The organism is Paenibacillus sp. MB22_1 (assembly GCF_047200555.1).
Classification (GTDB): domain Bacteria; phylum Bacillota; class Bacilli; order Paenibacillales; family Paenibacillaceae; genus Fontibacillus; species Fontibacillus phoenicis.
Window position 1 is genome coordinate 2365700 of sequence record NZ_JBLADV010000001.1, and the last position, 24193, is coordinate 2389892.

19 protein-coding genes are annotated in these 24193 nt (G+C 54.3%); 9 read left to right on the forward strand and 10 right to left on the reverse strand.

Going from position 1 to position 24193, the window contains the following annotated elements; translation table 11 throughout:
• Positions 1 to 74: 74 nt before the first annotated feature.
• Positions 75 to 1163, reverse strand: coding sequence for a pyridoxal phosphate-dependent aminotransferase (locus tag ACL02P_RS11190; protein ID WP_412837252.1), 1089 nt, complete (start codon positions 1161 to 1163; stop codon positions 75 to 77).
• Positions 1164 to 1388: 225 nt separating this feature from the next.
• Here ACL02P_RS11190 and ACL02P_RS11195 point away from each other — a divergent pair, with 225 nt between their 5' ends.
• The 3 genes from ACL02P_RS11195 to ACL02P_RS11205 are packed head-to-tail and all read left to right on the forward strand — an operon-like array spanning position 1389 to position 4185.
• Positions 1389 to 2393 (forward strand): lipoate--protein ligase, encoded by a 1005-nt coding sequence (locus ACL02P_RS11195; protein ID WP_412837253.1) that lies wholly within the window; start codon positions 1389 to 1391, stop codon positions 2391 to 2393.
• Complete coding sequence (locus ACL02P_RS11200) at positions 2383 to 3354, forward strand: DMT family transporter (protein WP_412837254.1); 972 nt, start codon at positions 2383 to 2385, stop codon at positions 3352 to 3354. Before ACL02P_RS11195 ends, ACL02P_RS11200 begins: the two co-directional genes overlap by 11 nt.
• Before the next feature lie 27 nt (positions 3355 to 3381).
• Positions 3382 to 4185: a Cof-type HAD-IIB family hydrolase gene (locus ACL02P_RS11205; protein WP_412837255.1), complete on the forward strand. Its 804-nt coding sequence runs from the start codon at positions 3382 to 3384 to the stop codon at positions 4183 to 4185.
• 450 nt (positions 4186 to 4635) lie between these two features.
• On the opposite strand, the gene ACL02P_RS11210 is transcribed toward ACL02P_RS11205, so the two are convergent.
• The 3 genes from ACL02P_RS11210 to ACL02P_RS11220 all read right to left on the reverse strand — a co-directional run bounded on the left by ACL02P_RS11210 (position 4636) and on the right by ACL02P_RS11220 (position 7130).
• A complete protein-coding gene (locus tag ACL02P_RS11210) occupies positions 4636 to 5418 on the reverse strand; it encodes an MBL fold metallo-hydrolase (protein WP_260069847.1) in 783 nt (260 codons plus the stop codon).
• Between the two features lie 130 nt (positions 5419 to 5548).
• Entirely contained in the window at positions 5549 to 6544 is a 996-nt protein-coding gene (locus ACL02P_RS11215) for an anti-sigma factor (RefSeq protein WP_412837256.1), read from the reverse strand.
• Positions 6522 to 7130, reverse strand: a complete 609-nt coding sequence (locus tag ACL02P_RS11220; protein WP_036645957.1) for an RNA polymerase sigma factor — start codon at positions 7128 to 7130, stop codon at positions 6522 to 6524. The genes ACL02P_RS11215 and ACL02P_RS11220 overlap by 23 nt, the downstream gene beginning before the upstream one ends.
• Positions 7131 to 7292: 162 nt before the next feature.
• On the opposite strand from ACL02P_RS11220, the gene ACL02P_RS11225 reads away from it, so the two are divergent.
• The 3 genes from ACL02P_RS11225 to ACL02P_RS11235 are packed head-to-tail and all read left to right on the forward strand — an operon-like array spanning position 7293 to position 10561.
• A complete protein-coding gene (locus ACL02P_RS11225; RefSeq protein WP_412837257.1) occupies positions 7293 to 8450 on the forward strand; it encodes an NEW3 domain-containing protein in 1158 nt (385 codons plus the stop codon).
• A gap of 3 nt (positions 8451 to 8453) precedes the next feature.
• A complete protein-coding gene (locus ACL02P_RS11230; RefSeq protein ID WP_009226037.1) occupies positions 8454 to 9467 on the forward strand; it encodes an ABC transporter ATP-binding protein in 1014 nt (337 codons plus the stop codon).
• Positions 9464 to 10561 (forward strand): ABC transporter permease, encoded by a 1098-nt coding sequence (locus tag ACL02P_RS11235; protein ID WP_009226036.1) that lies wholly within the window; start codon positions 9464 to 9466, stop codon positions 10559 to 10561. Before ACL02P_RS11230 ends, ACL02P_RS11235 begins: the two co-directional genes overlap by 4 nt.
• 277 nt (positions 10562 to 10838) lie before the next feature.
• On the opposite strand, the gene ACL02P_RS11240 is transcribed toward ACL02P_RS11235, so the two are convergent.
• The 3 genes from ACL02P_RS11240 to bglX form a co-directional block, all read right to left on the reverse strand.
• On the reverse strand, positions 10839 to 11804 hold the full coding sequence (locus tag ACL02P_RS11240) for a LacI family DNA-binding transcriptional regulator (protein ID WP_009226035.1): 966 nt from the start codon (positions 11802 to 11804) through the stop codon (positions 10839 to 10841).
• A 504-nt stretch (positions 11805 to 12308) separates the two neighbouring features.
• Positions 12309 to 15662, reverse strand: a complete 3354-nt coding sequence (locus ACL02P_RS11245) for a GH36-type glycosyl hydrolase domain-containing protein (protein ID WP_412837258.1) — start codon at positions 15660 to 15662, stop codon at positions 12309 to 12311.
• 29 nt (positions 15663 to 15691) lie between these two features.
• Positions 15692 to 17857, reverse strand: coding sequence for a beta-glucosidase BglX (gene bglX, locus ACL02P_RS11250; protein WP_412837259.1), 2166 nt, complete (start codon positions 17855 to 17857; stop codon positions 15692 to 15694).
• Positions 17858 to 18331: 474 nt separating this feature from the next.
• Here bglX and ACL02P_RS11255 point away from each other — a divergent pair, with 474 nt between their 5' ends.
• The 3 genes from ACL02P_RS11255 to ACL02P_RS11265 all read left to right on the forward strand — a co-directional run bounded on the left by ACL02P_RS11255 (position 18332) and on the right by ACL02P_RS11265 (position 21459).
• Complete coding sequence (locus tag ACL02P_RS11255; RefSeq protein ID WP_412837260.1) at positions 18332 to 19609, forward strand: sugar ABC transporter substrate-binding protein; 1278 nt, start codon at positions 18332 to 18334, stop codon at positions 19607 to 19609.
• Positions 19610 to 19716: 107 nt separating this feature from the next.
• Positions 19717 to 20604: a carbohydrate ABC transporter permease gene (locus tag ACL02P_RS11260; protein ID WP_412837261.1), complete on the forward strand. Its 888-nt coding sequence runs from the start codon at positions 19717 to 19719 to the stop codon at positions 20602 to 20604.
• A 24-nt stretch (positions 20605 to 20628) separates the two neighbouring features.
• Positions 20629 to 21459, forward strand: coding sequence for a carbohydrate ABC transporter permease (locus ACL02P_RS11265; RefSeq protein ID WP_009226030.1), 831 nt, complete (start codon positions 20629 to 20631; stop codon positions 21457 to 21459).
• Positions 21460 to 21519: 60 nt separating this feature from the next.
• Here ACL02P_RS11265 and ACL02P_RS11270 read toward each other — a convergent pair whose 3' ends face one another.
• The 3 genes from ACL02P_RS11270 to ACL02P_RS11280 form a co-directional block, all read right to left on the reverse strand.
• Complete coding sequence (locus ACL02P_RS11270) at positions 21520 to 22584, reverse strand: sulfate/molybdate ABC transporter ATP-binding protein (RefSeq protein WP_009226029.1); 1065 nt, start codon at positions 22582 to 22584, stop codon at positions 21520 to 21522.
• A gap of 336 nt (positions 22585 to 22920) precedes the next feature.
• Positions 22921 to 23517, reverse strand: a complete 597-nt coding sequence (locus tag ACL02P_RS11275) for a TetR/AcrR family transcriptional regulator (protein WP_009226028.1) — start codon at positions 23515 to 23517, stop codon at positions 22921 to 22923.
• Positions 23518 to 23522: 5 nt separating this feature from the next.
• Positions 23523 to 24155 (reverse strand): YigZ family protein, encoded by a 633-nt coding sequence (locus ACL02P_RS11280; protein ID WP_009226027.1) that lies wholly within the window; start codon positions 24153 to 24155, stop codon positions 23523 to 23525.
• Between the last annotated feature and the right edge of the window lie 38 nt (positions 24156 to 24193).

Consider the following 24193-nt stretch of genomic DNA (forward strand, 5'->3'; position numbering starts at 1 on the left):
ACATGAAAGTCTACCAACAACAACTTTTAATACACTTAAGTTCAATAGCACAACATCGAACGCTTACCCGTCCTTTAGCCGCGCATGATTGCTTCCAACTCCCGCAGCAGCTTGCTGCAGGCCGGCTCATCCTTCACCGCCAGCCGGATATCCCGCTTCGTCAGCCCCGGATACATCGCGCAGCTGCGCACCAGCACCCCGCGCCGCCCAAGCGCCGTTTGCATCGTTTCGGCCGTCCACGGCTCCGGCAGCCGCACGAGCAGGAAGTTCGCTTCGCCCGGCCAGGTTTGACACCCGAGACGCGTCAGCTCACCCATCAGAAGGTCACGCTGTCGCTTCACCAACTCGATTGTCGCCTGCTCATACGAAGCATCCGCCCTCAAGCAATACTCCCCCGCCAGCAGTGCCAACGAGTTGACGCTCCAGGTCACCTGCTTGTCCCGCATGCGCTGGGCCGTCTCCGGATGCGCGATCGCGTAACCGAGCCTGAGGCCCGGAATCGCATAAAACTTCGTCATCGACCGGATCAAGATGAGATGCGGATAATCCCGAAGCTCCGGCAGCAACGTGCGGCGTTTCGGTTCCGGAATAAAGTCGATAAACGCTTCGTCGACAACCACATACGTGCCGTACCGCTCTCCGGCCGCCGCAAACCGCCGCAGTTCGTCCAAGCTGTATTGCACTCCATTGGGATTGTTGGGCTGACCGATAAACGCCAAATCCGTCTCTCGAATCAGGTCCTCCACCACCTCCGGCGCGGCCTTAAACGCCCGCGCTTCCGTTCCAAATACCAACTGCACCTGGGCACCAAACTGCTCCGAAAGCGTACGGTATTCGGAAAAGCAAGGCTCCACCACCCCAACCTTCTCCGGAGTAAGTCCCAGCAGCGCCAGTGCCATATTTTCCGCCGCCCCGTTGCCAATGACCAGCATTTCCTCCTCGACTTGAAGGTGCTCAGCCAACTGCTTGACCAGCCCGCGGTGCCCGGGATCCGGATACCGCACGATGCCGGGCAACGCCTCGCGCAGCGCATCCAGCAGTCCAGGAGGTGGCCCCAGCGGATTGATGTTCGCGCTAAAATCCGTCCATTCCCCTGCCGCCACGCCGTACCGGACCGAAGCCGTCACCAGATCGCCGCCGTGGCCAAAAATCTCTAACTCCATCGAGCGATTCCTCTTTTCTTTCCAAAAAGTTCAGGTGTCCCCATTATCGGTGTCCCGTCTTTTTCCGTCAACAAGGAAGAACTTTGCGTTCTTTTCCGGCAAAAAACGCTGCTCCCCCTTTGGTTTCGACACCAATTGGTTTACAATAAAATCGTATGCGTGTATGACTACATCCCGGGGCCTGAGAATCAGGCGGCCGGCCGCAAAATAGGAGGATGGAGAACCATGCTGTTTATCGATAACGAAGGCATTACCGATGCGTCCGTCAATTTGGCCATCGAAGAATATGCCTTAAGACATTTGCCGCTGGAGGACGACAGCTATTTGCTGTTTTATATCAACGCACCTTCCATCATTATCGGCAAGCATCAGAACACCATCGAGGAGATCAATCAGGAATACGTTAAGGAGAACGGCGTACAAGTCGTCCGTCGGCTTTCCGGCGGCGGTGCGGTGTACCACGACCTGGGGAACCTGAATTTCAGCTTCATCACCAAGGATGACGGCGAGTCGTTCCATAACTTCCGCAAGTTTACCGAGCCGGTGGTCGCTGCGCTCAAATCCCTTGGCGTGAATGCGGAGATGACCGGACGCAACGATCTTCAGGTTGGGGAGAAGAAGATTTCGGGCAACGCCCAATTTGCTACGCGGGGCCGCATGTTTAGCCACGGTACGCTGATGTTTAATCTGAACCTCAACAACGTACAGGCCGCGCTGAACGCCAATCCGGAAAAATTCAAATCGAAGAGCACCAAATCCGTGCGCAGCCGGGTGGCCAACATCATCGACTTCCTGGATCGCAAAATGACGATCGAGGAGTTCCGCGCTGAGCTGCTGCGGCATATTTTTGGCATGGAACCGCACGAAGTGCCTCAATATAAGCTGACGGAAGCGGATTGGGCAAAAATCCATGAAATTTCCGAGCAACGCTACAAGAACTGGGATTGGAACTATGGTTTGTCGCCGGAGAGCAATGTGAAGCACGCGAAAAAATTCCCCGTCGGCATTATCGATCTGCGCATGAACATCAAGGACGGACATATTCAGAACATTAAGATTTACGGCGATTTCTTTGGTGTCGGCGACGTAGCCGATATCGAGGACAAGCTGAGAGGCGTAAAATATGAGGATTCGGCTGTACGGGATGCGCTCGCCGGCGTTGACGTGAAGCACTATTTCGGCAACGTTGAACTGGACGAATTCATCGGGTTGATTTTCCTTGAAGATTGACGAGCATCCGGCTTCTACTTTTATGCATAAGCCTGCCGCGAACCGCACCCGCCTGGCGGATTTGGCACTGTTGTTCGTGGCGTTCATGTGGGGCTGCACCTTTCTGATCGTTCAGCATGCGGTCCGGGTGCTCCCGCCCCTGGCTTTTAACGGCATCCGTTTTATCGGGGCAGCGCTGCTGCTCGCTTTGATCATTAGCGTGTTCTACCGGCAAGAATGGAAGCAATTGTCCTGGCGCATGATGGGGCATGCTGCGCTGCTAGGGTTATTCCTGTTTTTAGGCTATACGTTTCAAACGGTTGGCTTGCTGTATACCTCAACCTCAAACGCCGGTTTTATTACCGGATTGTCTGTTGTTATCGTGCCTTTTTTGTCCTTTTGGCTGTTAAAACATCAAATTTCGCGTTTCACCTGGATTAGCGCAATTCTGGCTGCCGCCGGGCTTTACCTGCTGGCGTTCGCCGGCAGTTCCGGCCTCGTCTTGAACCTGGGGGATGCGCTCGTGTTTTTGTGCGCGGTTGGTTTCGGTCTGCACGTCGCCTATACCGGCGTATTTGCCCCCCGTTATCCGGCCTTGCCCTTAGCTTCGCTGCAGATGGCGGTCGTGGGTGTCCTCAGTGCGGCGGGTTCGCTGATGTTCGAGCGCACCGCTTCCTGGAGCGAAACAGCCGGTCAACTGATGCAGCCGGAAGTATGGCTTGCGCTGCTCGTTTCCATCGGGCCCACCAGTGCATTTGCGTTTTGGATCCAGACAGTATGCCAGAAATTCACCAGTCCTTCCCGGGTCGCGGTCATCTTCGCCATGGAACCGGTTTTTGCTGCAGCGACCGGCGTGCTTTTTGGCGGCGAGCAATTAGGCTGGGCCACTGGGCTTGGCTGTCTATGTATTCTGGGAGGCATGCTGCTCGCGGAATTGAAATCGGGTGGAGTTGAATCTGAATCCCCCGAATCGGTTGGATAGAGAGATCTTCCTTAAAGGAGAGAAACCATGTATAAACTGATTGCCATCGATATTGATGATACTTTAATTAATGATGACAAAGAGGTCACCCCTGCAACACAGCAGGCGTTGGAGCAAGCGGTGGCCAAGGGCGTCGTCGTCTCACTGGCTACCGGCCGCGCTTACGCATCTGCTCAAGCGATCGCCCGTCAAACGGGACTTAACGTACCGATTATTACGTACCAAGGCGCACTGGTCAAAAACCTGATGGACGAAAAGGTGCTCTACGAGCGTTACGTCCCCATGGAAGCAGCGCGCAAGCTGTTCGAATACTGCATCGAGCGCAACCTGCACCTGCAAACGTACATTGACGATAAGCTGTACGCCCGCGAGGAGAACCAGAAGCTGATCGACTACACCAAGCTGAACCGGACGCAATATTATGTGGAGCCGGATTTTGCCAAGCTGGTCGCCCAGCCAACGCCAAAAATGCTGATCATCGACGAACCCGATTACCTGGACCAAATCGCGCCGGAGCTGCGCGAGCTGCTCGGGGACGGCGTTCATATCACCAAGTCGAAGCCGAACTTCCTGGAAATCATGCATGAGGAAGGCACCAAGGGCCATGCTCTGCGCTTCCTGGCCGCCCATTTTGGTTGCGACTTATCAGAAACGATCGCTATCGGCGACTCCTGGAACGACCATGAGATGCTCGAAGCCGCCGGCCTAGGCGTGGCGATGGGTAATGCCATCCCAGCGCTGAAGGAAATCGCCGACTATGTCACGTTAAGCAACAATGAAGACGGCGTGAAGCATGTCATCGAGAAGTTTGTGCTGAATGCAAAAAACTAACTGGATCCTTCCAGTTAGTTTTTTTTTTTAATATAGCTGAAATTTCGAATATAATTTGCTGTTAAACGCCCAAAACTCGAAATCTATTCGGTTTTTCATATAGATTCAGGGCATTTGCGTCAAAATGGGGTGAATAAGCATGAAATTTCATATACATTTGGTCAAAATGACCCCACGTGGGTGAAATGTATTCGAATTTTCGCATACATTATCATGCCCGCTGGAAACGGAGCTCAGACATCTGCTTGGACAACGGTTGGCAACGAAGTTCAGACATCTGCTTGGACAACGGTTGGCAACGAAGTTCAGACATCCGCTAGGACATTCGCTGGGAAACGAAGCCGTACATCCGCCGGTGCATCCGTTGGAACACAGCTGTACATCTGCTCGTAAATCCCTCGGACATCTCCTTGAAAATCCTTTGGAAATCCCCTCGGAGCCCCTTAGCCTTTACTTCCCCTTCTGCAGCGACATTTGCATTCCCGTCACTGCAAACTCCACTCCCTCTGGCAGTCCATAATCGCGTCGCAGATCGATGTCATGCGACAGATGCGTGAATACCGTCCGCGTCGGCCGAATCTCGTTCAACAGCTCCAGTGCCTCCTTCACGTCATACACCGACCGGGTCGTAAATTCGGCGGTTTCGTGATAAAAGCTTGTGCCCAGCACCAGCAGATCAAGGCCAAACAACGGCTGCTTTTGATCCTCTGGCAAGGCGATGGAATCCGAGCAGTAAGCCCAGGTGAAGCCATCTTTCTCTAATCGATAGGCGTACGAAAAGCCGTTTTTGCCGTGGAAGACCTTCCACGCGGAAATCTGCCACCGGGCTAGGCGAGTGCCCTCCGCGCCAACGGCATGCAGATCTAAATGGCTGCCCAGCCAAGGGAACTGGCGAAGGATCGTGTCCAACACCTCCTGCGGCGCATACAATTGTCCCCGTCTACCCAGCCAGCGGCAGGCATCGGCCCATTCGGGCAGTCCGCCAATATGGTCGAAATGGGCGTGCGTGATCAGAATTTGCTCCGCAAAACGCTGCCCTCGCCGCTCCAACCCGGACCGCCAATCCGGTCCGCAATCGATTAGGAAGCCGCCCTCTTCACCTTCCACCGCCACCAGAGCGCGATACCTCCGGTTCACACCGGAGCTACGCGCTTCCCCGCACACCTCGCAATCACAATACACTCTAGGAACGCCCATCGCATCCCCGGTGCCGATAAACTCAAGCCGATCCATATCGAAATGTCTCCCTCCTGCCGAGCCGCTCGCCTTAGTTTTACGAGTCGTGCCCCGCTCGCCATATCCTGCAACTCTCGCGTAAAAAAGCGAAATTTAGGAAACCTCCCAAATCTCGCTTTGCTTGGCACTATCGCCCCAACAAATCCAACGAGATCGAATTAGAAAACCCGTTCATCTCCGGCGCGCCATAAGCGGGTTCAATCGTCAGCTCTAGGCTGTCTCCATAACTCAGCGTCTTGTCCTTGACGTAGAGATGCGCCCGGTTGTTGTGGTATTGCAGCAACCCTAAGCTGTCGCGCGCCCCTTCCTTCACGATCCATACGCGGACCATCTGCCCTTTATCCGGAACGAGCCCGCCGACCAGCATCAGCACCTCTCGGGTACCTGCATTGTACCACACCATGCCGTTCTCCGGCTCCATGCGGCCCATGGCGATTGGATAAGAGATCGTGTCCGGCTTCGACAGGACCGGCAGCGCTTCAGGCTCGTAGGTTTGCACATAGCGGTCCCAGCTGGCTTCGGGTTGGTTCAGGTGATCGATGACAACCCTCATGCCGACCAGTACGATCAGCGCGGCCGCCAGCGACACCGTCCACTTCCAACGAACGGTGAACAGCCGTAACGCTCGGCGTCGCCAGCTGATCCATCTTACCCGACTCCGCAGGCTGCGCCGTATCCGCTCGGAAGGGGTAGCGCCCGCCCACGGGTCCAAGCGCTGCGCGGAAGGAGAAACGGCCTGCTGATGCAGTTGAGGCTGCGACGGTCCTGGGGCAGCCGCCAGGTTTGGAGTAAGCTCCCGGTTGCCAACAGCCGGTCTCCCCGGCAGTTCCGGCAGCTCCATTTGCTCTGGCTGCACCTTCGTCCCCGGTTGCTCCGTTTTCTTCAGCTGCCCCGGCAATGAACCGTCCTCGCCGTCGATCCCCAGGACGCTCTCCCAATACGTTTTCTGCTCCAGGCAGACCGTGCAGCTATCCAGGTGAAACGCCATTTCAGAGTGCCGCGGTTCCTCCAGCGTTCCCAGCAACCAATCAATCCACTCCTGCTCGGTGTACATCCGAATGCAGACGTTCTCGTTGCCTGGCCCACCGATGTTGCGAACCTTATCGCTGTCTTGCCCGTTCATGCTCATTCCCTCCTTCCAGCGGTTCTCCCCAACCTTGCTTCTCCAGCTGCTTGCGCAAATTGTTCAGCCCGTAACGTACCCAAGACTTTACGGTGCCAATCGGAACGCTCCAGGCTTCCGCCATTTCGCGTTGAGTTTGCAAGGCGAAATAAGAGCCCATAATCGCCTTCTTCTGCGTCTCCGGCAGCGCGTAGATCGCTGTGCGGAGCGCTTCCCGTTCCAGCCGGGACAAGACTTGATTCTCGCCGGAGCTGTCTTCGTCCACCGCATCCCGGCGCAGCGCCTCATCGCCCGGATACTTCAGCCGCGCTTTGCGCCGCAATCGGTCCAGACTGCGGCTGCGGGTCATCACCGCCAGCCAGGCTTTGATTGACCCGCGCGACGGGTCATAGTCTTGCCCCCGCCGCAGCACCTCCAAAAACACCTCATGGCAAATATCCTCGGCCTCCATCCGCTCCCCAACCAGACGGCCGGCCACCTGCATGACAAAAGGAGAATAACAGGCATAAAACGCATCAAATGCGCGGACGGAACCGTTGCACATCTCACGCAACTGCCTGGTCATCTCTTCATTTTGCAGGTCCATACTTGTCCCTCCCGCAAAATTTCTCCTCTTCTTACCTCCCGTTTTATCAAAAATGAATTCGCTTGAAAACCCCAAAAAAATTTCTAGAATCGAATAAATCCAAAGCGTCGTTTCGTGCGTACCTTTGATGAACATCATTATTTTTCTTAGGGGGTACAAGAGATGCTTCAAACCTATCGAAAAGCGGCGTTCTTGCTGCTCATTCTGGTCACGACCCTAAGCGTTGCCTTATCCGGGGTCGGCAAAGCCTCGGCGGCGGGCTCGCTGGAGCTCTTCACGCCATATTTGGAATGGTCCGCTGCACCGGGCGAATCTGTGTCTTATTCGATCGATCTTGTCAACCATGGCAGCAGTACGGCTTCGGCCAATCTCTCGCTGGAGACGCAAAGCAAGGATTGGAAATACGAACTCACCGCAGACGGGCGCGAAATTTCGCGGCTGGCGGTAAAGGCCGGTGAAACGCAATCCTTCACCCTCGATCTTGAGGTCCCGCTGCAAATTAACAAAGGCCGGTACGTGTTCAATCTTAAAGCGGATGATGCAACGCTGCCGCTGGTCGTTAACGTCTCCGAGCAAGGGACCTTCAAAACCGAGCTGACCTTGGATCAAGCCAACATGGAAGGCCATTCGGACTCCACGTTTACGTATAGCGCGGTGCTGCGTAACCGAACGACGCAAAAGCAGACCTACGCCTTCAACGCACAAGCCGAGCAAGGCTGGGACGTTCGTTTCAAAGCTGACGGCAACAGCGTCACTTCGGTTGAAGTGGAACCCAACACCGAGAAGTCGATTACGATTGAAGTGAAGCCGCCGGAGCAAATCAAAGCCGGCACCTATGAAATCCCGATTTCGGCAACGAGCGGCGATACCACAGCCAACGCCAAAATCGAAGCGGTCATAACGGGAACGTACGACATGAAGTTTTCCACGGTGGATGACCGGCTGAGCACAGACGTGGGCGCAGGTTCCGAACGCAAACTGACCTTCGTGGTCCAAAATACCGGCTCCGCTGAGCTGCAAGATCTCTCCTTCTCCTCGGCCGCTCCGACGGATTGGGAGGTGTCCTTCGAGCCTTCCTCGATCACATCGATCGCGCCGGGTGAAAGCAAGCAGGTTCAAGCCACCATTAAATCCAGCAAAAAATCGCTCCCAGGGGACTACATCGTCAGTCTGACTGCCTCCTCCGCGAACAAAAGCGCGAACGCTGATCTGCGGGTTACCGTAAAATCGTCCGTATTATGGGGATGGGTGGGGGTTCTCATCATACTGGCCGTTTGCGGAGGCATCTATTACCTGTTCCGGAAATATGGGAGAAGATAATCCATGGTTACGGAAACCGGCAAGACACCTACCCCATCGGCTACTGGCGAACGTCCGGTCATTGAACTCGTGCAGCTGACGAAGAAATACGGAGAAGCCACCGCCGTTGATCATCTGAACTTAAGCATCGCCCGCGGGGAAATCTTTGGTTTGCTTGGCCCCAACGGTGCAGGAAAAACCACAACGATCCTGATGATGCTCGGGTTGGCCGAGCCAACCTCGGGACAGGCGCGGATTTGCGGCTTTGACCCGACGCGCGAGGCGCTGAAGGTGAAGCGGAAGGTGGGTTATCTGCCCGATGATGTCGGGTTCTATGAGGATCGGACGGCGCTGGATAATCTTGTGTATACAGCAAGACTGAACGGCGTATCGGAGCAAGAAGCTTTGCAACGCGCTAAAGCCCTGCTGGAGAAAACCGGACTTGCAGACAACGCCGGCAAGAAGGTCGGAGCGTTCTCCCGCGGGATGCGGCAGCGGTTAGGTCTGGCGGACGTGCTCATCAAAAATCCGGAGGTCATTATCCTCGACGAGCCAACGCTCGGGATCGACCCCGAAGGGGTGCGCGAGCTGCTTGCCCTCATCTCTTCGCTCAGTCGCGACGAGAAGCTGACGGTGCTGCTGTCCTCGCACCATCTGCATCAAGTGCAGCAAATATGCGACCGGGTTGGTCTATTCGTCCAAGGCCGGTTGATTGCCTGCGGCGACATCCGCACCCTGTCCAAACAGCTGGATGCGGACGGCAACGTCTATGTAGAGGTTGGCGCCAAAGGCTGGACGGAGGAGCTAGCCCGTAACATTTCCAGCATCCAGGGCGTCCGTGACATCCGTTACCCGCAGCAAGGGGACGACGAGATCGAGCGGGGCGTTACCGCAACGGTGGTTTGTGAACGGGACCTTACCGCACAAATCGCCGAAGCCGTGATTCAGAAGGATGCGGAGCTTGTGTACATCCGCCGCAAGGAATACGGACTTGACGATATCTACCATCGCTATTTTGAAAAAAGGGGTGAGTCATGATGCAGCCAAACAAAACCGTGGGCAGCCGTTCTTTCAAAGAGCAGCTGCGCCTGGATGAGTGGCGGGAACGGGCACGCAAGCTATGGGCAGAGCTCCGTCCCGGCGGAGAAGCGAATCCGCCGCGGGAGCGCTCGTCTTCCTCTTTTTGGGTGATGGTCCAGAAGGAGATTGGTGACCACTTGAGCAGCTGGCGCTTTGGGATCCTAATGGGCATCATCGTACTGGCCTGCATCGGCTCGATCTATTCCGCTGTCTCGGCGATTCGTTCGGGCAGCAGTTCAGCTAGCGGCGGGGCGGGCGATACGTTCCTGTTCCTGAAAATGTATACCTTAACCAGTTCTGCACTGGCGGTTCCCTCTTTTTCTACCTTCCTCTCCTGGTTAGGACCGCTGATTGGAATCACGTTAGGGTTCGACGCCGTCAATTCCGAACGGAATAAAGGAACGTTGGGCCGCCTGCTGTCGCAACCGATCTACCGCGATGACTTCATCAAGGCTAAATTCGTTTCTGCTTTGGTGATCATTGCGGTCGTGGTCTTTTCGCTGGGGCTGCTGGTGATGGGGCTGGGGTTGTTTACCATCGGATATCCGCCAACTCCAGAGGAGTTCGCCCGCATCCTCATCTTCCTGCTGATCGCGGTGGTCTACATCGGCTTCTGGCTCTGCTTGTCGATTCTGTTCTCCATCCGCTTCCGGCAGGCAGCAACGTCGGCACTGTCGTCCATCGCCATCTGGCTGTTCTTTACGATCTTCTATGGCATGATCATCAACATGATCGACAGCGCGACGGCCGTCTCGCAAATGGCGGCGCCGGAGGCGCAGCTGCGGCAGATGAACCTCGTGCTGACGCTGAACCGCCTGTCCCCGACAGAGCTGTTCTCGGAGACGATCTCGACGATGCTCTCCCCCGGCGTCCGCGCCTTGGGACCGCTAACGATGGACCAGCTCGTCGGGGCGATCGCAAGCCCATTGTCACTGGGCCAAAGCCTATTGCTCATCTGGCCGCAATTGACCGGTTTGCTGGCCGCCACCATGATCTGCTTTGGCCTGTCCTACGTCCTGTTCATGCGTCAGGAAGTACGGTCAAGAGCATAAAATATGAAGAAGCCGCTGATTGGTTGGATCAGCGGCTTCTTTGTGTTTTTGTCGCGCCAAAATAGCGGTAATTTTTGGCCTTATTTCAGCCTTAACCCCTTGTTTCTGGAAAATAAGGCCATTTTAGGGTCTTATTTTCGCCAAATGGTGCTCAGAAGGGGGATTTCAAGCTCGTTTTCGCAGAATAAGGCCATTTTTTACCGTTATTCGTCCCGGTTATTCGCTCAACGTGAAAATAAGGGTAATTTGTACCCTTATTCTTCTCTTTTTGTCCGAATTAAACTTGGCCCACGGAATTGCCCTTCACCAGCGTCACGTACACCCGCTCATGCTCGACCGGTTCCCCGGCCAGGATCTTCAGCAGCTGCTCGGATGCCAGCGCTCCCCACTTCCGCTTAGAATAGTCGATCGTCGCCAGACGCGGCACCGTATATTCGGCTAACTCGATGTTATCGAAACCGATAATATGGATGTCTTTGCCGATCACATAATCGGTCCGTTTCACCGCATTGTAGAGGCCAATCGCCATCTCGTCGTTCAGGCAGAATACGCCCACCGGTGTGGTCACGTCCCGAAGGATCTGCTCAGCCGCCCGTTCTCCGGCATCCTTATTGAAGTTTCCTTCGATTTCGGTCAGCTCCACTCCATCGAAACGGGCGACCGTCTGCTTCACCGCTTTCAGCCGCTGCTTCGAGTCATAGGAGCCCTTGGGCCCCGTGACGACATAAAGCTTGCGGTGCCCCTGCTCGATCAAGTGCTCGACCGCCAAGGTCGCTCCCGCCTTGTTGTCCAACAGAACCTGATTGATGTTCGGGTGGTTGAGCTCGCGGTCGAGCACCACGATTTTATGCCCAATGTCGGCGTACTTGAGCAGCTCCTGACTAGAGAACGTAGCGTCCAAAATAATCGCCCCGTCTACCATCCGCTCAGGCAGCAGTCGATGGGACTGCTTGCCGCTGCATACGACCATGTCGTACCCCTTCTGGTTCAGCACTTCTTTTACGCCCTGCAACAGGTCGCCGTAGAAAGCGCCGCTGAAGTCGGTCAAATACACGCCGATGATCTTCGACTCACGGGTTTTTAAGGAACGTGCGGCAGCATTGGGCACATAATTCAGTTGTTCCGCGATCGCCAAAATTCTTGCGCTCGTCTCGTCGGTAATTTTCGGACTTCCATTCAGTGCGTAGGATACCGTGGAGATGGAGACTCCGGCTTTTTTGGCAATGTCCTTAATGCTTACCACAACATTACTCCCCTTATCGGTAGTTCAAAAAGTGTTCTTTCCATCACGATGTGTTTCCTAGATGCAATTTCGACGTCGAATCTTGGACTCAGCCGGGAAAGCGTATGCTTCCGATGCATGTTTCCTTCGGAAACATTTCAGTTGCTCACGTAGGTTTTGCCTACGCTCCGCTACTCAATCCCTAAGCTTCATCCAACCTTCTCGGTGCTGGAAACCCCACTTTTTGAACCTCTATCTTATTCGGTAGTTCAAAAAATGGTCTTCCGATCACGAGGTGTTCCCCAGATGCAATTTCGACGTCGAATCTTGGACTCAGCCGGGACTTCCGTTGCTCACGTAGGTTTTGCCTACGCTCCGCTACTCAGTCCCTAAGCTTCATCCAACCTTCTCGGTGCTGGAAACCCCACTTTTTGAACCTCTATCTTATTCGGTAGTTCAAAAAATGGTCTTCCGATCACGAGGTGTTCCCCAGATGCAATTTCGACGTCGAATCTTGAATTCAACTTACATCCAGATTTCAACGACGTTATGATCATTCGACCCGAACGCCGCAAAATCCTGCCGGCTGATCCGAACGCCGCCGCTACGGTAAAATCCCGGATTCTCCCGAATCGGAATCTCTTGGCCGTTGATCCGCACTGCGCGGCCTTGGCCGTTCATGTGGTAGATGAACGTGGTCGGGAGGCCCATCCACGCAAAATCAAACCGCAGCCCATCCAAATGCGGCGGCAACACAGGGTCAATGATCAGGTCCTCCCCTCGCACTCGGATGCCTAGGCAGTTGGAGATCAGCTGGTTCATATAGATTCCAGGGCCGCTGGAATAAATACGCCAGCCGCCTTTCACCGGCACGTTCCCGCTCCGCAACTCATCAAACCGTTCCTCCGCATCGTAACGGGTGGCGAACTTGCCGTCCGAGCTGCTGAAGTAGACGTTGCTTTGCCGCAGCTCCGCATTCGGCACAACGTCCCTAAGCCCCACCGGGTTAATCTTGTGCAGCCCGCTCCAAGCTTCCTCGGCTTTGCCGAGCTTGGCCATCGCTTCGATGAAGCGGATATGGGCATGAACGTACTGCAGCCCGATCTCACGCCCGAAGTTGGACGCCTGCTCCGCCCGCTTGAAGTGTGTGCTAACGCCGCCCCGGTATTTGGCCGGCCGATCCATCAAGCGCACGCCATCCGGATGGTATAGCTTCTCTTTAATGACGCCGTAATGCGCTTCCGCCTGCTCAGCGGTGAGCAGCTCGGCGATCATGCTGCGTGTCATCGGCAGCAGCCGGTAATGGATCCCCGTTTTTGTATCCGTCGGATGCAGCATCAATTCGGCTTGCCCCGGTTGTTCCATATAGACGAAACCGGGGATAACTTCCGTGCCCAGCATATACTTGTTAAAATCACGCTTGATGCCCTCGGCCAGCTCCGCAAGTTCATTTGCCCAATGCTGCTCCTCTTCCGGCAACGCCTCCGCCAGCTGACGGAACGTCTGATACGTTAACGCCACCGTCCAGCTGCTGCTCATAAAGCGCTTGAGTTGGGCATTCGCCGGTTGCAGCGTATCGTCCCAATCCCCGTCGCCGTAGGAAGACAAATAAGTATCATGCAAGAAATGGCTGCGGATATAGCCGATTTCCTTCTTCGCATGCTCGCGGATCGTCGCCGGCGTGGCAGACAGTTCAAAGCTTCCTTTGACCGTATACGGAACCTCTTCATCCAGCAGCCCATAGTCCCCGGTCGCCGTCAAGTAATCACTTAGCACCTTCAGCGGCCAGACGATGATGTCGCCATGGCTCTCCTCCTGCTGAATCCGGAAGTAACGATCAAACATAAACCATTGCGGCCAGTTTCCGTCGTCCTCATATTGGTGAGCATACACCGTCTTCAGGATGTCTTTGACCACCCCGTATTTTTGCGTCGCCAAAAAATATTCCACCGGTCCCTGGCAAACATCGCGGGTGCCCCAAGCGGCCCCGCCATATTGCTCCAGCCCGTGGGGCACCGAGAAATGGACAAGCATATTGTGCGTATACCACCAAGCCAGCGTATTGAGCTTTTGCAGTTCCTGAGCTGCAGGCGCTGACGCTTCCTCCAGCGATAACCGGAAGCCGTTCATCACCCGGCCCAAAAACTCACGGTACCGAACGGCTTCTTCCTGTACTTCCCGAATCGCAGGCTTCGATTCCCCGTCATGCAGCAAACCTTGCACCGTGAGTGTCCAATTGCTGCAAGGCTCCGTTTCCAGCACCACCAGCGACGAGCTGCCCGGCGCTGCACCCGGAGCCAGCCGGCGTTCATCATATACGTTAAAGCCTGTTCCCGACACGTGCATCCGGTAAGCTAGGTCCGGATATACGGAAGCAGACAGCGCTTCGCGGTCGGCCCGGAACGTCAGCACCGATTCTTTTTGCTCCATGAGAAAAGAACGTTGGAACTCCAAATCATTCATAACGATTTGATTTGTCACCAAATAGCGGTACGCTCTGCCGTTCGCAGATACGATGTTCAACGCAAGTTCCGGGGAATCCGTTGCGGTATAGTTGGTGACAACGATCGTATCGTCCGCCATTTTATAGGTCCAGCGGGCGTAGTTAAAGCCCATCTCAAACATCGACGGCATCGTCAACAGCCGGTACACCCCGTCCAATTCCACGTAGATCCGTTGTCCGGACGCTTTGGAGACGTTCAGCGCATTGCGTACGTTGGAAACCCACTTGTGGAATGAGGTGTTGCCCACGACCACCTGGGAATTAAATACGCCGTACATGTACGAAGTAGTCGTAAGCACTTCGCTGCCTACCCGGTCGTTCCCGCCGGACATCAGGATGATGCCGTGCGGCCGCTCGACCTGAAGCTCTTTTTCCTTCAAAACGACATGCTCGTGCGTATCCGTGAAGAAAGATAGCAGCTGCCCGCCATCCCGCTCCTCATGCTGACGATGCGGGAATAGCGCCTCGATTTCGGCGTCGTCCATCGGTAAACCCGACAGCGGCTCGCCCAATTCCGTCGCTAAGGTTACTGGAGCTGCAGCCTCAACCGCATTTACAGGGGCGGCCTCCCATTTACGCCACGCGTCTTCAATCAACTCCTCGAATTCCAGCGTCTCGATCGCCTCCGGATAATCCTCCCGTACCAGTCCGTAGAAGACAAACCGCGCTTGCCCATTCAGCAGTTGACTGCCCGTTTGAAGCGCCGCGTAAGCAAACTCGTATTGATAAATTTCATTTGCCAGCTCCTTGCGCGCCAACGCTTCGGGGCGATCCGTTTCTTTGTAGGACAACCCAAAAAACTGAAAGCCATCGGTCGAATATCCCGCAGCTCCGGTGAGCGCCCCTTGCTGCATATAAGGGAATTTTCCGCGCTGCGGCTGGTTTTGCCGCGAGCAAATGACCGTGCCCCGCCGCTCATGCCGGAATACGGTATGGTCGATGTATTGAGACATATACGCTTCATTGCTGCGTACCGCTCCCGGTTCGGCAAGCCCGATATCCTGACCATAGACAACGTCGACCTCAACCGAGGTTTGTCCCTCCAGCCGAACGTCCCAGAACCAAATGCCCCGGGAATCCAGTCTCAACACGACCTCGTACTGAATCCCTTCGGCTTCCCCCTTCCAAACCGCAGTATCCGCCCCGAAGCTCAGCCGGCTGTTCGAGCGAATGCCAAGCAAGGGAATGGCCCGAATCCCCTCGGGGAAGTGCAGACGTAAATACAGATTGTTCAGCGAACCCTCCACCGGGCCGGATAACAGCTGATTCATCAGGATGTCCCGGTATTTCATTTCGTACAGATCGCCGCTGTTCCATAACGTAAAGGTCAAGTCCCCCGCATGAAGAACTTTCCACGCCTCCGTTGCTGTCGTCATCCTTTCCACTCCTTTGATCCTTATGATTTCTATTTTTGCAAAATAAATCGCACGCCCGCGGCATCCCGGCTGTTGGGACCCACAAAGGCCACAAACTCGCCCGCATCGCTGCTGTATGTCAAATCGCTATGGTGATATCGCAGCTGCGCCTCGGTAATTTCAAAAGTGACTTCCTGAGCTTCCCCCGGCTGCAACAGGATTTTGCGGAATCCCTTCAGCTCCTTGACCGGCCGAACCACGTCCCCCGCGATATCGCGGATATAGAGCTGCACGGTCTCCTCAGCGGCTGCCGATCCGGTATTCGTCACGTTCACCTTGATTGTCAGCGGCTGTTCTGGTGTCATAACCGTTGCCGACAGTTCCGGTTCGCTATACATAAACGTGGTGTAGCTGAGCCCGAACCCAAACGGGAAAAGCGGCTCGTTTGGCATGTCCAGATATTGCGAAACGTATCTAATCTGAGCGTCCGGCGCTCCCTTCGGGCGCCCGGTGTTGAAGTGGTTGTAGTACACCGGAATCTGCCCTGCTGCATATGGAAAAGACATCGACAGCCGTCCCGACGGCTGTACGTCCCCATACAACAGGTCGGCGATCGCATGGCCGCCTTCGCTGCCTGGGAACCAGGCTTCAAGCACGGCACCAACACGATCTGCTACGCCGTGCAGGTCCAGCGGCCGGCCGTTAAACAACACGGCCGCCATCGGCTTGCCGAGCTCAGCGAGACGTTCGATCAACGCCAGCTGCGCCCGCGGCAGCCGGATATCTCCCCGGCTGCCCGCCTCACCGCTCATTTCCGAGCTTTCGCCTAACGCCAGCACGATCACGTCGGCGCCAGCCGCTGCGGCCACAGCTTCCTGAAGCCGGCGGTCATCGGCTTCCTCGATGCCGCAGCCCTCCGCAACAACGATCCGGCTCGCGCCTGCCTTTGCGACTAGGCCGTCATAAAGCCGAACCGCCGCTTCCGTCGACCCCTGCCATGACCACGGGCCAAGAATGTCACCGCTTTGCGCAAACGGGCCAATCAACGCGATCGATTGATCCCGCCGCAGCGGCAGTACGCCTTCGTTTTTGAGCAGAACGCAGGATTTAGTTGCCAGCTCGCGGGAGGCGGCCCGGTGTTCCTCGCAGAAGACGATCTCCGCTTCCCGCTCTGGATCTGCGCCGCGATAAGGATTGTCAAAGAGTCCGAGCTTCTCTTTGAGTTGCAGGATCCGCAGCACCGCTTCGTCAATCCGTTTTTCCTCGACCACCCCGGTCTTCACCAGCTCCGCCAAATGCTTCATATAGCAGGTAGTCATCATCTCGATGTCGATGCCCGCTTCGATCGAGCGGCGGGCCGCTTCCTTCTCGTCGGCCGCAGCTCCGTGCGGAATCAGTTCCTTCACTGCGCCCCAATCTGAGATGATCACGCCGTTAAAGCCCCATTCTTCGCGAAGCAGCTGACGTAATAATCGCCGATTGCCGGTTGCCGGAATGCCATCCACCGTGTTAAACGAGGCCATAACCATTTCGCAGCCTTCTTCCAACGCGGCTTTGTAAGCCGGCAAATAGGTTTCACGCAACCGCCATTCCGACATGTCGACGGTGTTATAATCCCGTCCGCCCTCGGCAGCGCCATAAGCGGCGAAATGCTTTACACAGGCAGCCACCCGGCTTGTATCGTTCCGCAAATCGCGGCCCTGGAAGCCGCGGACAAACGCCCGAGCGAATTCGCTGTTCAGATATGGATCTTCGCCGGTCGACTCCATCACCCGCCCCCACCGGGGATCACGCACCAGATCGACCATCGGGGCAAACGTGACATGAACCCCTGACACTGCGGCTTCTCTGGCAGCAATTTCTGCGCTTCGCTCAGCCAGAGACAAATCCCAAGAGCAGCCGATGGCCAGCGGTACGGGGAAGATCGTTTTAAAGCCGTGAATGATATCGGCCATCATCAACAGCGGAATGCCTAAGCGGTTCTTCTTTAAATGAGCCTGCTGCACGTTGATCGCTTCCTGCGCTCCGGATAATCCGAGAACCGAACCTGTGTTACGCACTGTTTCCTCAGATACGCCCAGCTCCTGCATCGGACCAGTGATTTCTCCCTCGGTCCGGGCTCCTTCAAAGAACGGGACGGCGAGCTGCAGCAACTGGTCGATTTTTTCCTCCAGGGTCATCTGCTTCAGATAATTCTCTATGGGTTGTTGTGTCATGGGTTCCCCACCTTTTTCGATGTAAGATGATTGTTATAGCATGATGGTGAAACGTTTCGATTATTTGAATAGTTGGATTATATATCGAATCAAAAAATCCGTCAATTTTCATGGAATGCGATTTCAAAATTTGTAGAAACGTTTCAATAAAGTCGCTTTAACAAAATTAGCTCCGGGTTATGATCCGAAAAAAAGATATTGAATACGATTACAATCTGTTTTATAATGAATCGAAACGTTTCACTTGGTTCTGATTTTCCGGGAACTAGGTTCATATTTTTCTTAATCGAAACGTTTCACCTCTCTATTGTCGCTGTTCTGCGGCATCATCTTTGGTACAAACAAGGGGACCCATTTCTATGCTTGAGAAGGAGGTGTTGCCTGTCCTCAAGGCCGGCTCATCTGTTTTGCATAAAATCGCTAAATAATGTCTCATATTACTTACAGCTATTATTTTCAGAAAGGACGATCCTTATGTGGAAAAAAACAGCAACTACCCTGATTGCCAGCTCACTGGTGCTCGCTAGCCTTCTTGCTGGCTGCGGTTCGAAAGATAACGCGGCGGATGGCGGCAGCGGGAATGGGACCGCAAACGGCGGTGACAAACAAGTGCAAATCAGCGTATGGGCGATGGGCGATGAAGCCAAATCGCTACCGCAAATCGCCGACGACTTCATGAAGGAGAACCCAAACATCAAGGTGGATGTCCAAGCCCTGCCTTGGTCCAATGCACATGACAAGCTGCTGACCGCAGTCGCTTCGAAGAAAGGTCCGGACGTCATCCAAATGGGGACAACCTGGATTCCGGAGTTTGCGAATGCCGGCGCGCTGATGGATCTGACTTCGGTGGTGGACAAGTATCCGGAGTTTAAAGAGGATCAATTTTATTCGGGCGCCGTAAACACGACCAAATATGACGGTAAAATCGTGGGGATTCCGTGGTATACCGAAACCCGCGTCCTCTTCTACCGGACTGACCTGTTGAAGGAAGTGGGCTATGACCAACCGCCAAAAACATGGGATGAACTTCGCGATGCAGCGAAGAAGCTGGCTGACCGCGGCAAAGGGAAATACGGGATCAGCATCGATATGAACGAGCAATCGCTGGCGTTTATGTTCGCCCGCCAGAACGGCTCCAAGCTGCTCGACGAACAGAACAAGCCGCTGTTTAACCAGCCGGAGTTCGTTGAAGCTGTGGAATATCTGAACGGATTCTTTAAGGACGGATCCGCGCCGATTGACCTCGGATTGGACCCGGTACAAGGGCTTAGCGGCGAGGGCGTTGTTCCGATGTTCATCAGCGGCCCTTGGATGATTAACTCCATCAAGACGCAAGCACCGGATTTGGAAGGCAAATGGGCGGTGGCTCCGCTGCCGGCGAAGAAGAACAATATTTCCGCGCTGGGCGGCTCCGATCTGTCGGTATTCCAATTTACGAAACATCAGGACGAAGCTTTGAAGTTCATTCAATACATGAGCAAGCCGGAAACGCAAATCAAGTGGATGCAGCTGACCAAATCGCTGCCGACCAACTTGAAAGCTTGGGAAGATCCGTCCCTCAAAGACGATCCGAACTATCAGGCGCTGCAAGAGCAGCTGGAGCATTCCGAACCGATGCCGCTGCTCACCACTTGGGAGCAAATTGCTCAAACCTACTTGAAGAGCTTTGAACGTATCGTTCGCGGCGGCGCGGATGTCCAAAAAGAAATGGACGCCTTCAACGCCGAAGCTGAGAAAATCCTCAGTAAGTAAGCGAAAGCTTTACCATACCGCCTCCAGCCCGCCGGCAGCTCCGGCTCCCCGGCGGGCAGAGGTGGTGACGTTAGCTTAGACGCGCTGAATAAAGGAAGTGATCCGAGATGAAAGGCTTATCGCAAAAAAATGCACCCTACCTGTTCATTGCGCCGACCTTGATTTTGCTGGCGCTCTTTTCGCTGCTTCCGATCGCCATTGCCCTGGTGATCAGCTTCACCGACATGGATTTAGCCGGGTTGGCCGACCTCTCCAACATCAGCTTTGTAGGTTTCGATAACTATAAGGAAGTGCTGTTGGACCCATCGTTTCAAAAATCCATTTTTAACACGTTATTTTACGTTATTATCGGCGTACCGCTCGTTATCATCATTTCCCTGTTGATCGCCTTGCTGATCAACTTCGGTAAAGCCCGTATTTTCAAAGCATTTCGGGTCATTTTCTATATGCCGTCGGTTACCAACGTCGTGGCGGTAGCCGTCGTATGGAGCTACCTGTACAACCCGTCGCTGGGACTGCTCAACTATATTTTGAACTCGCTGGAGTTCGGGTCTGTCCCTTGGCTGCAAGATCCGGTCATGGCGAAAATCTCGCTGATTATCCTGGCCGTATGGCGGGCGATTGGCTTAAACATGATTATTTTCATCGCTGCGATCAAAGGCATCTCGAAAACGTATTATGAAGCGGCGCAAATCGACGGAGCCAGCAACTGGCGGCAAACCTGGTCGATTACGATTCCGCTGCTGCGCTTCGCCATCTTCTTTGTCTCCATCACCACGATGATCGGCTGGCTGCAGTTCTTCGAGGAACCTTTTGTCATGACCAAAGGCGGTCCGCTGGATGGCACGATCTCCGTAGCTTTGTTTATTTATAACAACGGCTTTCAATTCAGCAAATTCGGATATGCTGCGGCAGGCTCCTTTATTCTGTTCTTCGCCATTATCCTGATCACGTTGATCCAATTCAGATTTCAAAACAAGGAAGCGGATGTCTGATGTCATCCCGGGAGGTGTACACACATGCAAACCAGAACCTCGGGCGATAAAGCGCTGCAATGGCTGGTCGGAATTCTGCTCGGCGTGATGGGCCTGCTGATGCTGCTGCCATTCGTCTGGATGATCCTGTCGTCGTTTAAACCGGAAAGCGAAGTGGCGCAGATCCCGCCGACCCTGTGGCCCCACCAGTTCACCCTGGAGAACTTCCAAGAACTGTTTGAGAATATGCGGTTTGGCGTTTATTTGCGAAATACGTTGATCATCGTTGTCTTTTCCTTCCTGGGTCTGTTCCTGAACGCCCTGGCCGGCTTTGCTTTCGCGAAGTACAAGTTTAAGGGACGGGATGGTCTGTTCTATCTCGTTTTGGCCACCATGATGATTCCCGGGCAGGTCACGATGATTCCGGTCTATCTGATCCTGAACATGATGGGCCTAACCAACACGATGATTGGGATTGTACTTCCAGGCTTAGTAGGGGCCTTCGGCATTTTCTTGTTCCGCCAATTCATGTCGACGATTCCCGACGAGTTGTTGGAAGCCACCCGTCTGGACGGGGCCGGCGAATTCCGTATCTTCGTACAGATCGCCTTGCCGATCTCCAAGTCGATCCTCGCGGTACAAGGCATCCTGACCTTTATCGCGGGCTGGAACAGCTTCCTGTGGCCGCTGATCATTGCAAACGACGAGAGTCTATATACCCTGTCGGTTGGCCTGCAGCTGCTTAAAGGCCAGTACGGCGGAGACTACGCCTTGCAGATGGCAGGCTCGGCATTTATGGTTGTTCCGATCATCATCATCTTCATCATCTTCCAAAAACATATTATCGAAAACTATTCGATTTCCGGTATGAAATAACAACTAAAGGGCTGTATCGTGGAAAGCCGTTTACGCTTTCCTTGATACAGCCCTTTAGATTTAAATGATCACGCTGAGCGGTTCACGCTTCAGCGGATTCTCAAGAATCCAGCTTCGTTCGTCGTCAAAGAGATAAGCGCGGTGCACCAGCACGCGCACTTCCTGTCCTGCCTTCAACGTTTCCTTCTCCAGGGAGCGGAAGGTTGTCAGCGTATGTCCGCCGACCTCGACCTCCACCAGCCATTCGCTGCCGCGGAAGTGGAGATGCTTCACCACACCTGGAGCGGTTGCGGATAACAGCGTAAACTCGTGCTCAGTGCCCACTTCAATATACTCCGGACGGATCAAGGCTTTCGTCGCCAGCCCTCCGCATTCTTCCTCGAAGCCCTTCAGATCGGCGGCGCGCTCCACCAGCGTCGATTGGCCGATAAACGAGGCGACAAACGGGGTCTGCGGCTCCTTATAAATATCCCATGGCGTCCCTTTCTGCTCCAGCCGGCCTTGATTAATGATCATAATCTCATCGGCAACTTCAATTGCTTCATCCTGGTCATGGGTGACGAAGATGGAGGTGATGCCCACCTGCTCGATCAACTCGCGCAGCCACGACCGCAGCTCCTGGCGGATCTTTGCGTCGATCGCCGCAAACGGCTCATCCAGCAGCAAGAGCTGCGGCTGCGGAGCCAAGGCCCGGGCAAAAGCGACCCGCTGTCGCTGCCCGCCGGACAGCTGATGCGGGTAGCGGTGCTCGAATCCGCTCAGCCCGGTCAGCTCAACCAGCTCCATCACCCGCTTCCGTATTTCTGCCTTCGGTACTTTCTTCACTTGCAACCCAAAAGCAATATTATCGAATACGGTCATATGCTTGAAGAGGGCATAACTCTGGAATACGAAGCCGATTCCGCGATCCTGCGGCTTTAATTCATTGACCCGCTGTCCATGGAACAGAATCTCCCCTTCATCCGGCTGCTCCAAACCTGCGAGCATACGAAGAATCGACGTTTTACCGCCGCCGCTCGGCCCCAGCAAGCCGATTAATTGCCCCTTTTCGATGCCAAAACTAACATCTCGAACGGCATGGAAGCTGCCAAAATGCTTATTTAAGTTCCGCACTTCTACATGCATGCCAAACCCCACATCCTTTCCAGTTTCGAAAGCCCAAGTCAAGTTGCTGCCGTTCCTCTCAATGCTGCCCGAATCCGTTCAATCATTCGTTGAATTCTGATAAATTTACTTGGATTAATGTTAAGAATAGATTACCAAACCCTAGGCATTCCGTCAATCTGAAAAAAAGTAGCAACCAAGCGGGGAGTACGGCTTTTTTTCGCCAAAACCCAAACGAAAACCGGCACTTCCCGATGAACTTCAGCTCGGAATGGCCGGTTTTGTCAATTAGTGTTATAAAGTATTGATGCTATACTGGTGTAATTGGATAAAGTGCGAAGTGAAAACAAAAACGCCTTATGACGTTATACGGTAAACGCTGTGGCTTAACAACTTTACGTGGGCGACAGCAGCCGGCTTAATCTCTTCAAAGGTCAGCCGATCTTGGATGTAGTAAGAGATAAATCCATGCATACCCAAAAACATACTGAGCGGAAGAGACGGATGCTTCTCCAGCGGATGCTTCTCTTCCTGCAGAAAACTGCGAATGAGCGACTCGAACATATTAAAACATTTAGCTTGTTCGTTGCGACAGTATGCTAGGATCTCCTCATCCCTGAGCATAAACATGATTTCGTATTGGTGCGGATGCTCCAAGCCGAATTTGATAAACTCCAGCATCAGCTGTTCCGCTTTGGTGAGCCCGTCGGCTGGCGGTCGTTTTGTCACTTGCTCGCACAGGTGGGTAAGCGACTCGAAATCTTTTACCACGATGGCGTAAAACAATTCGGCCTTTTCCTTGAAGTGATAATATAGCGAGCCGTGGCTGTATCCCAAATGCTGACCGATGCTCCTCATGGATATTCCGCGGTACCCTTTGGTAATGAACAAATGACGGGCCGCTTCCATAATTCTTTCTCTCGACAACTCCTGATCAACTGCTCTTCTTGCCATAGGCCTTATTCCCCTTCAATAAAATAAACCTTGTCACCTTCCGTCATCACGGCCTGACCCCCCGTCAAATCGGTCATCCAATCCATGAAGGCGCTTGCCTCCGGATGAAGCGGCAGACAGCATAATGTCACCTTATCCGCAAACACCGTCTCTCCCTTACGGATGCCGCGGTTCCGCAGTTCATTCTCCACTTTGCCCAGCCAGGTGTAATCCAGTTCAACAAACACTTCTTGATGCAATACGCGGGTGATCACTTCTCCTGCTTCGAGCGCTGCGACAGCTCCGTCGGTGTACGCACGGATGAGGCCGCCCGCCCCCAGCATAATCCCGCCAAAATACCGGGTTACGACGATTGCCACGTTCTTGAGGCCCTGATTTTTGATCACCTCCAAAATCGGCTTCCCGGCCGTACCGCTTGGCTCTCCGTCGTCTGATTGCTTCTGGATTTCGTCCCGTTCCCCGATCATATAAGCGGAACAGTTGTGCGTAGCGTTCCAGTGCTTCTTCTTGATTTCCTCGATAAACTGGAGCGCCTCAGCTTCGGTTTCCACCGGCTTCACGTGCCCGATAAACCTTGATTTCTTGATGACGATTTCCTTTTCTCCGGATTGCCTGACCGTCTTGTACTTTTCTAGCATATGAGACCATCCTTATGAATGTGCCAAGAAGCAGCTCC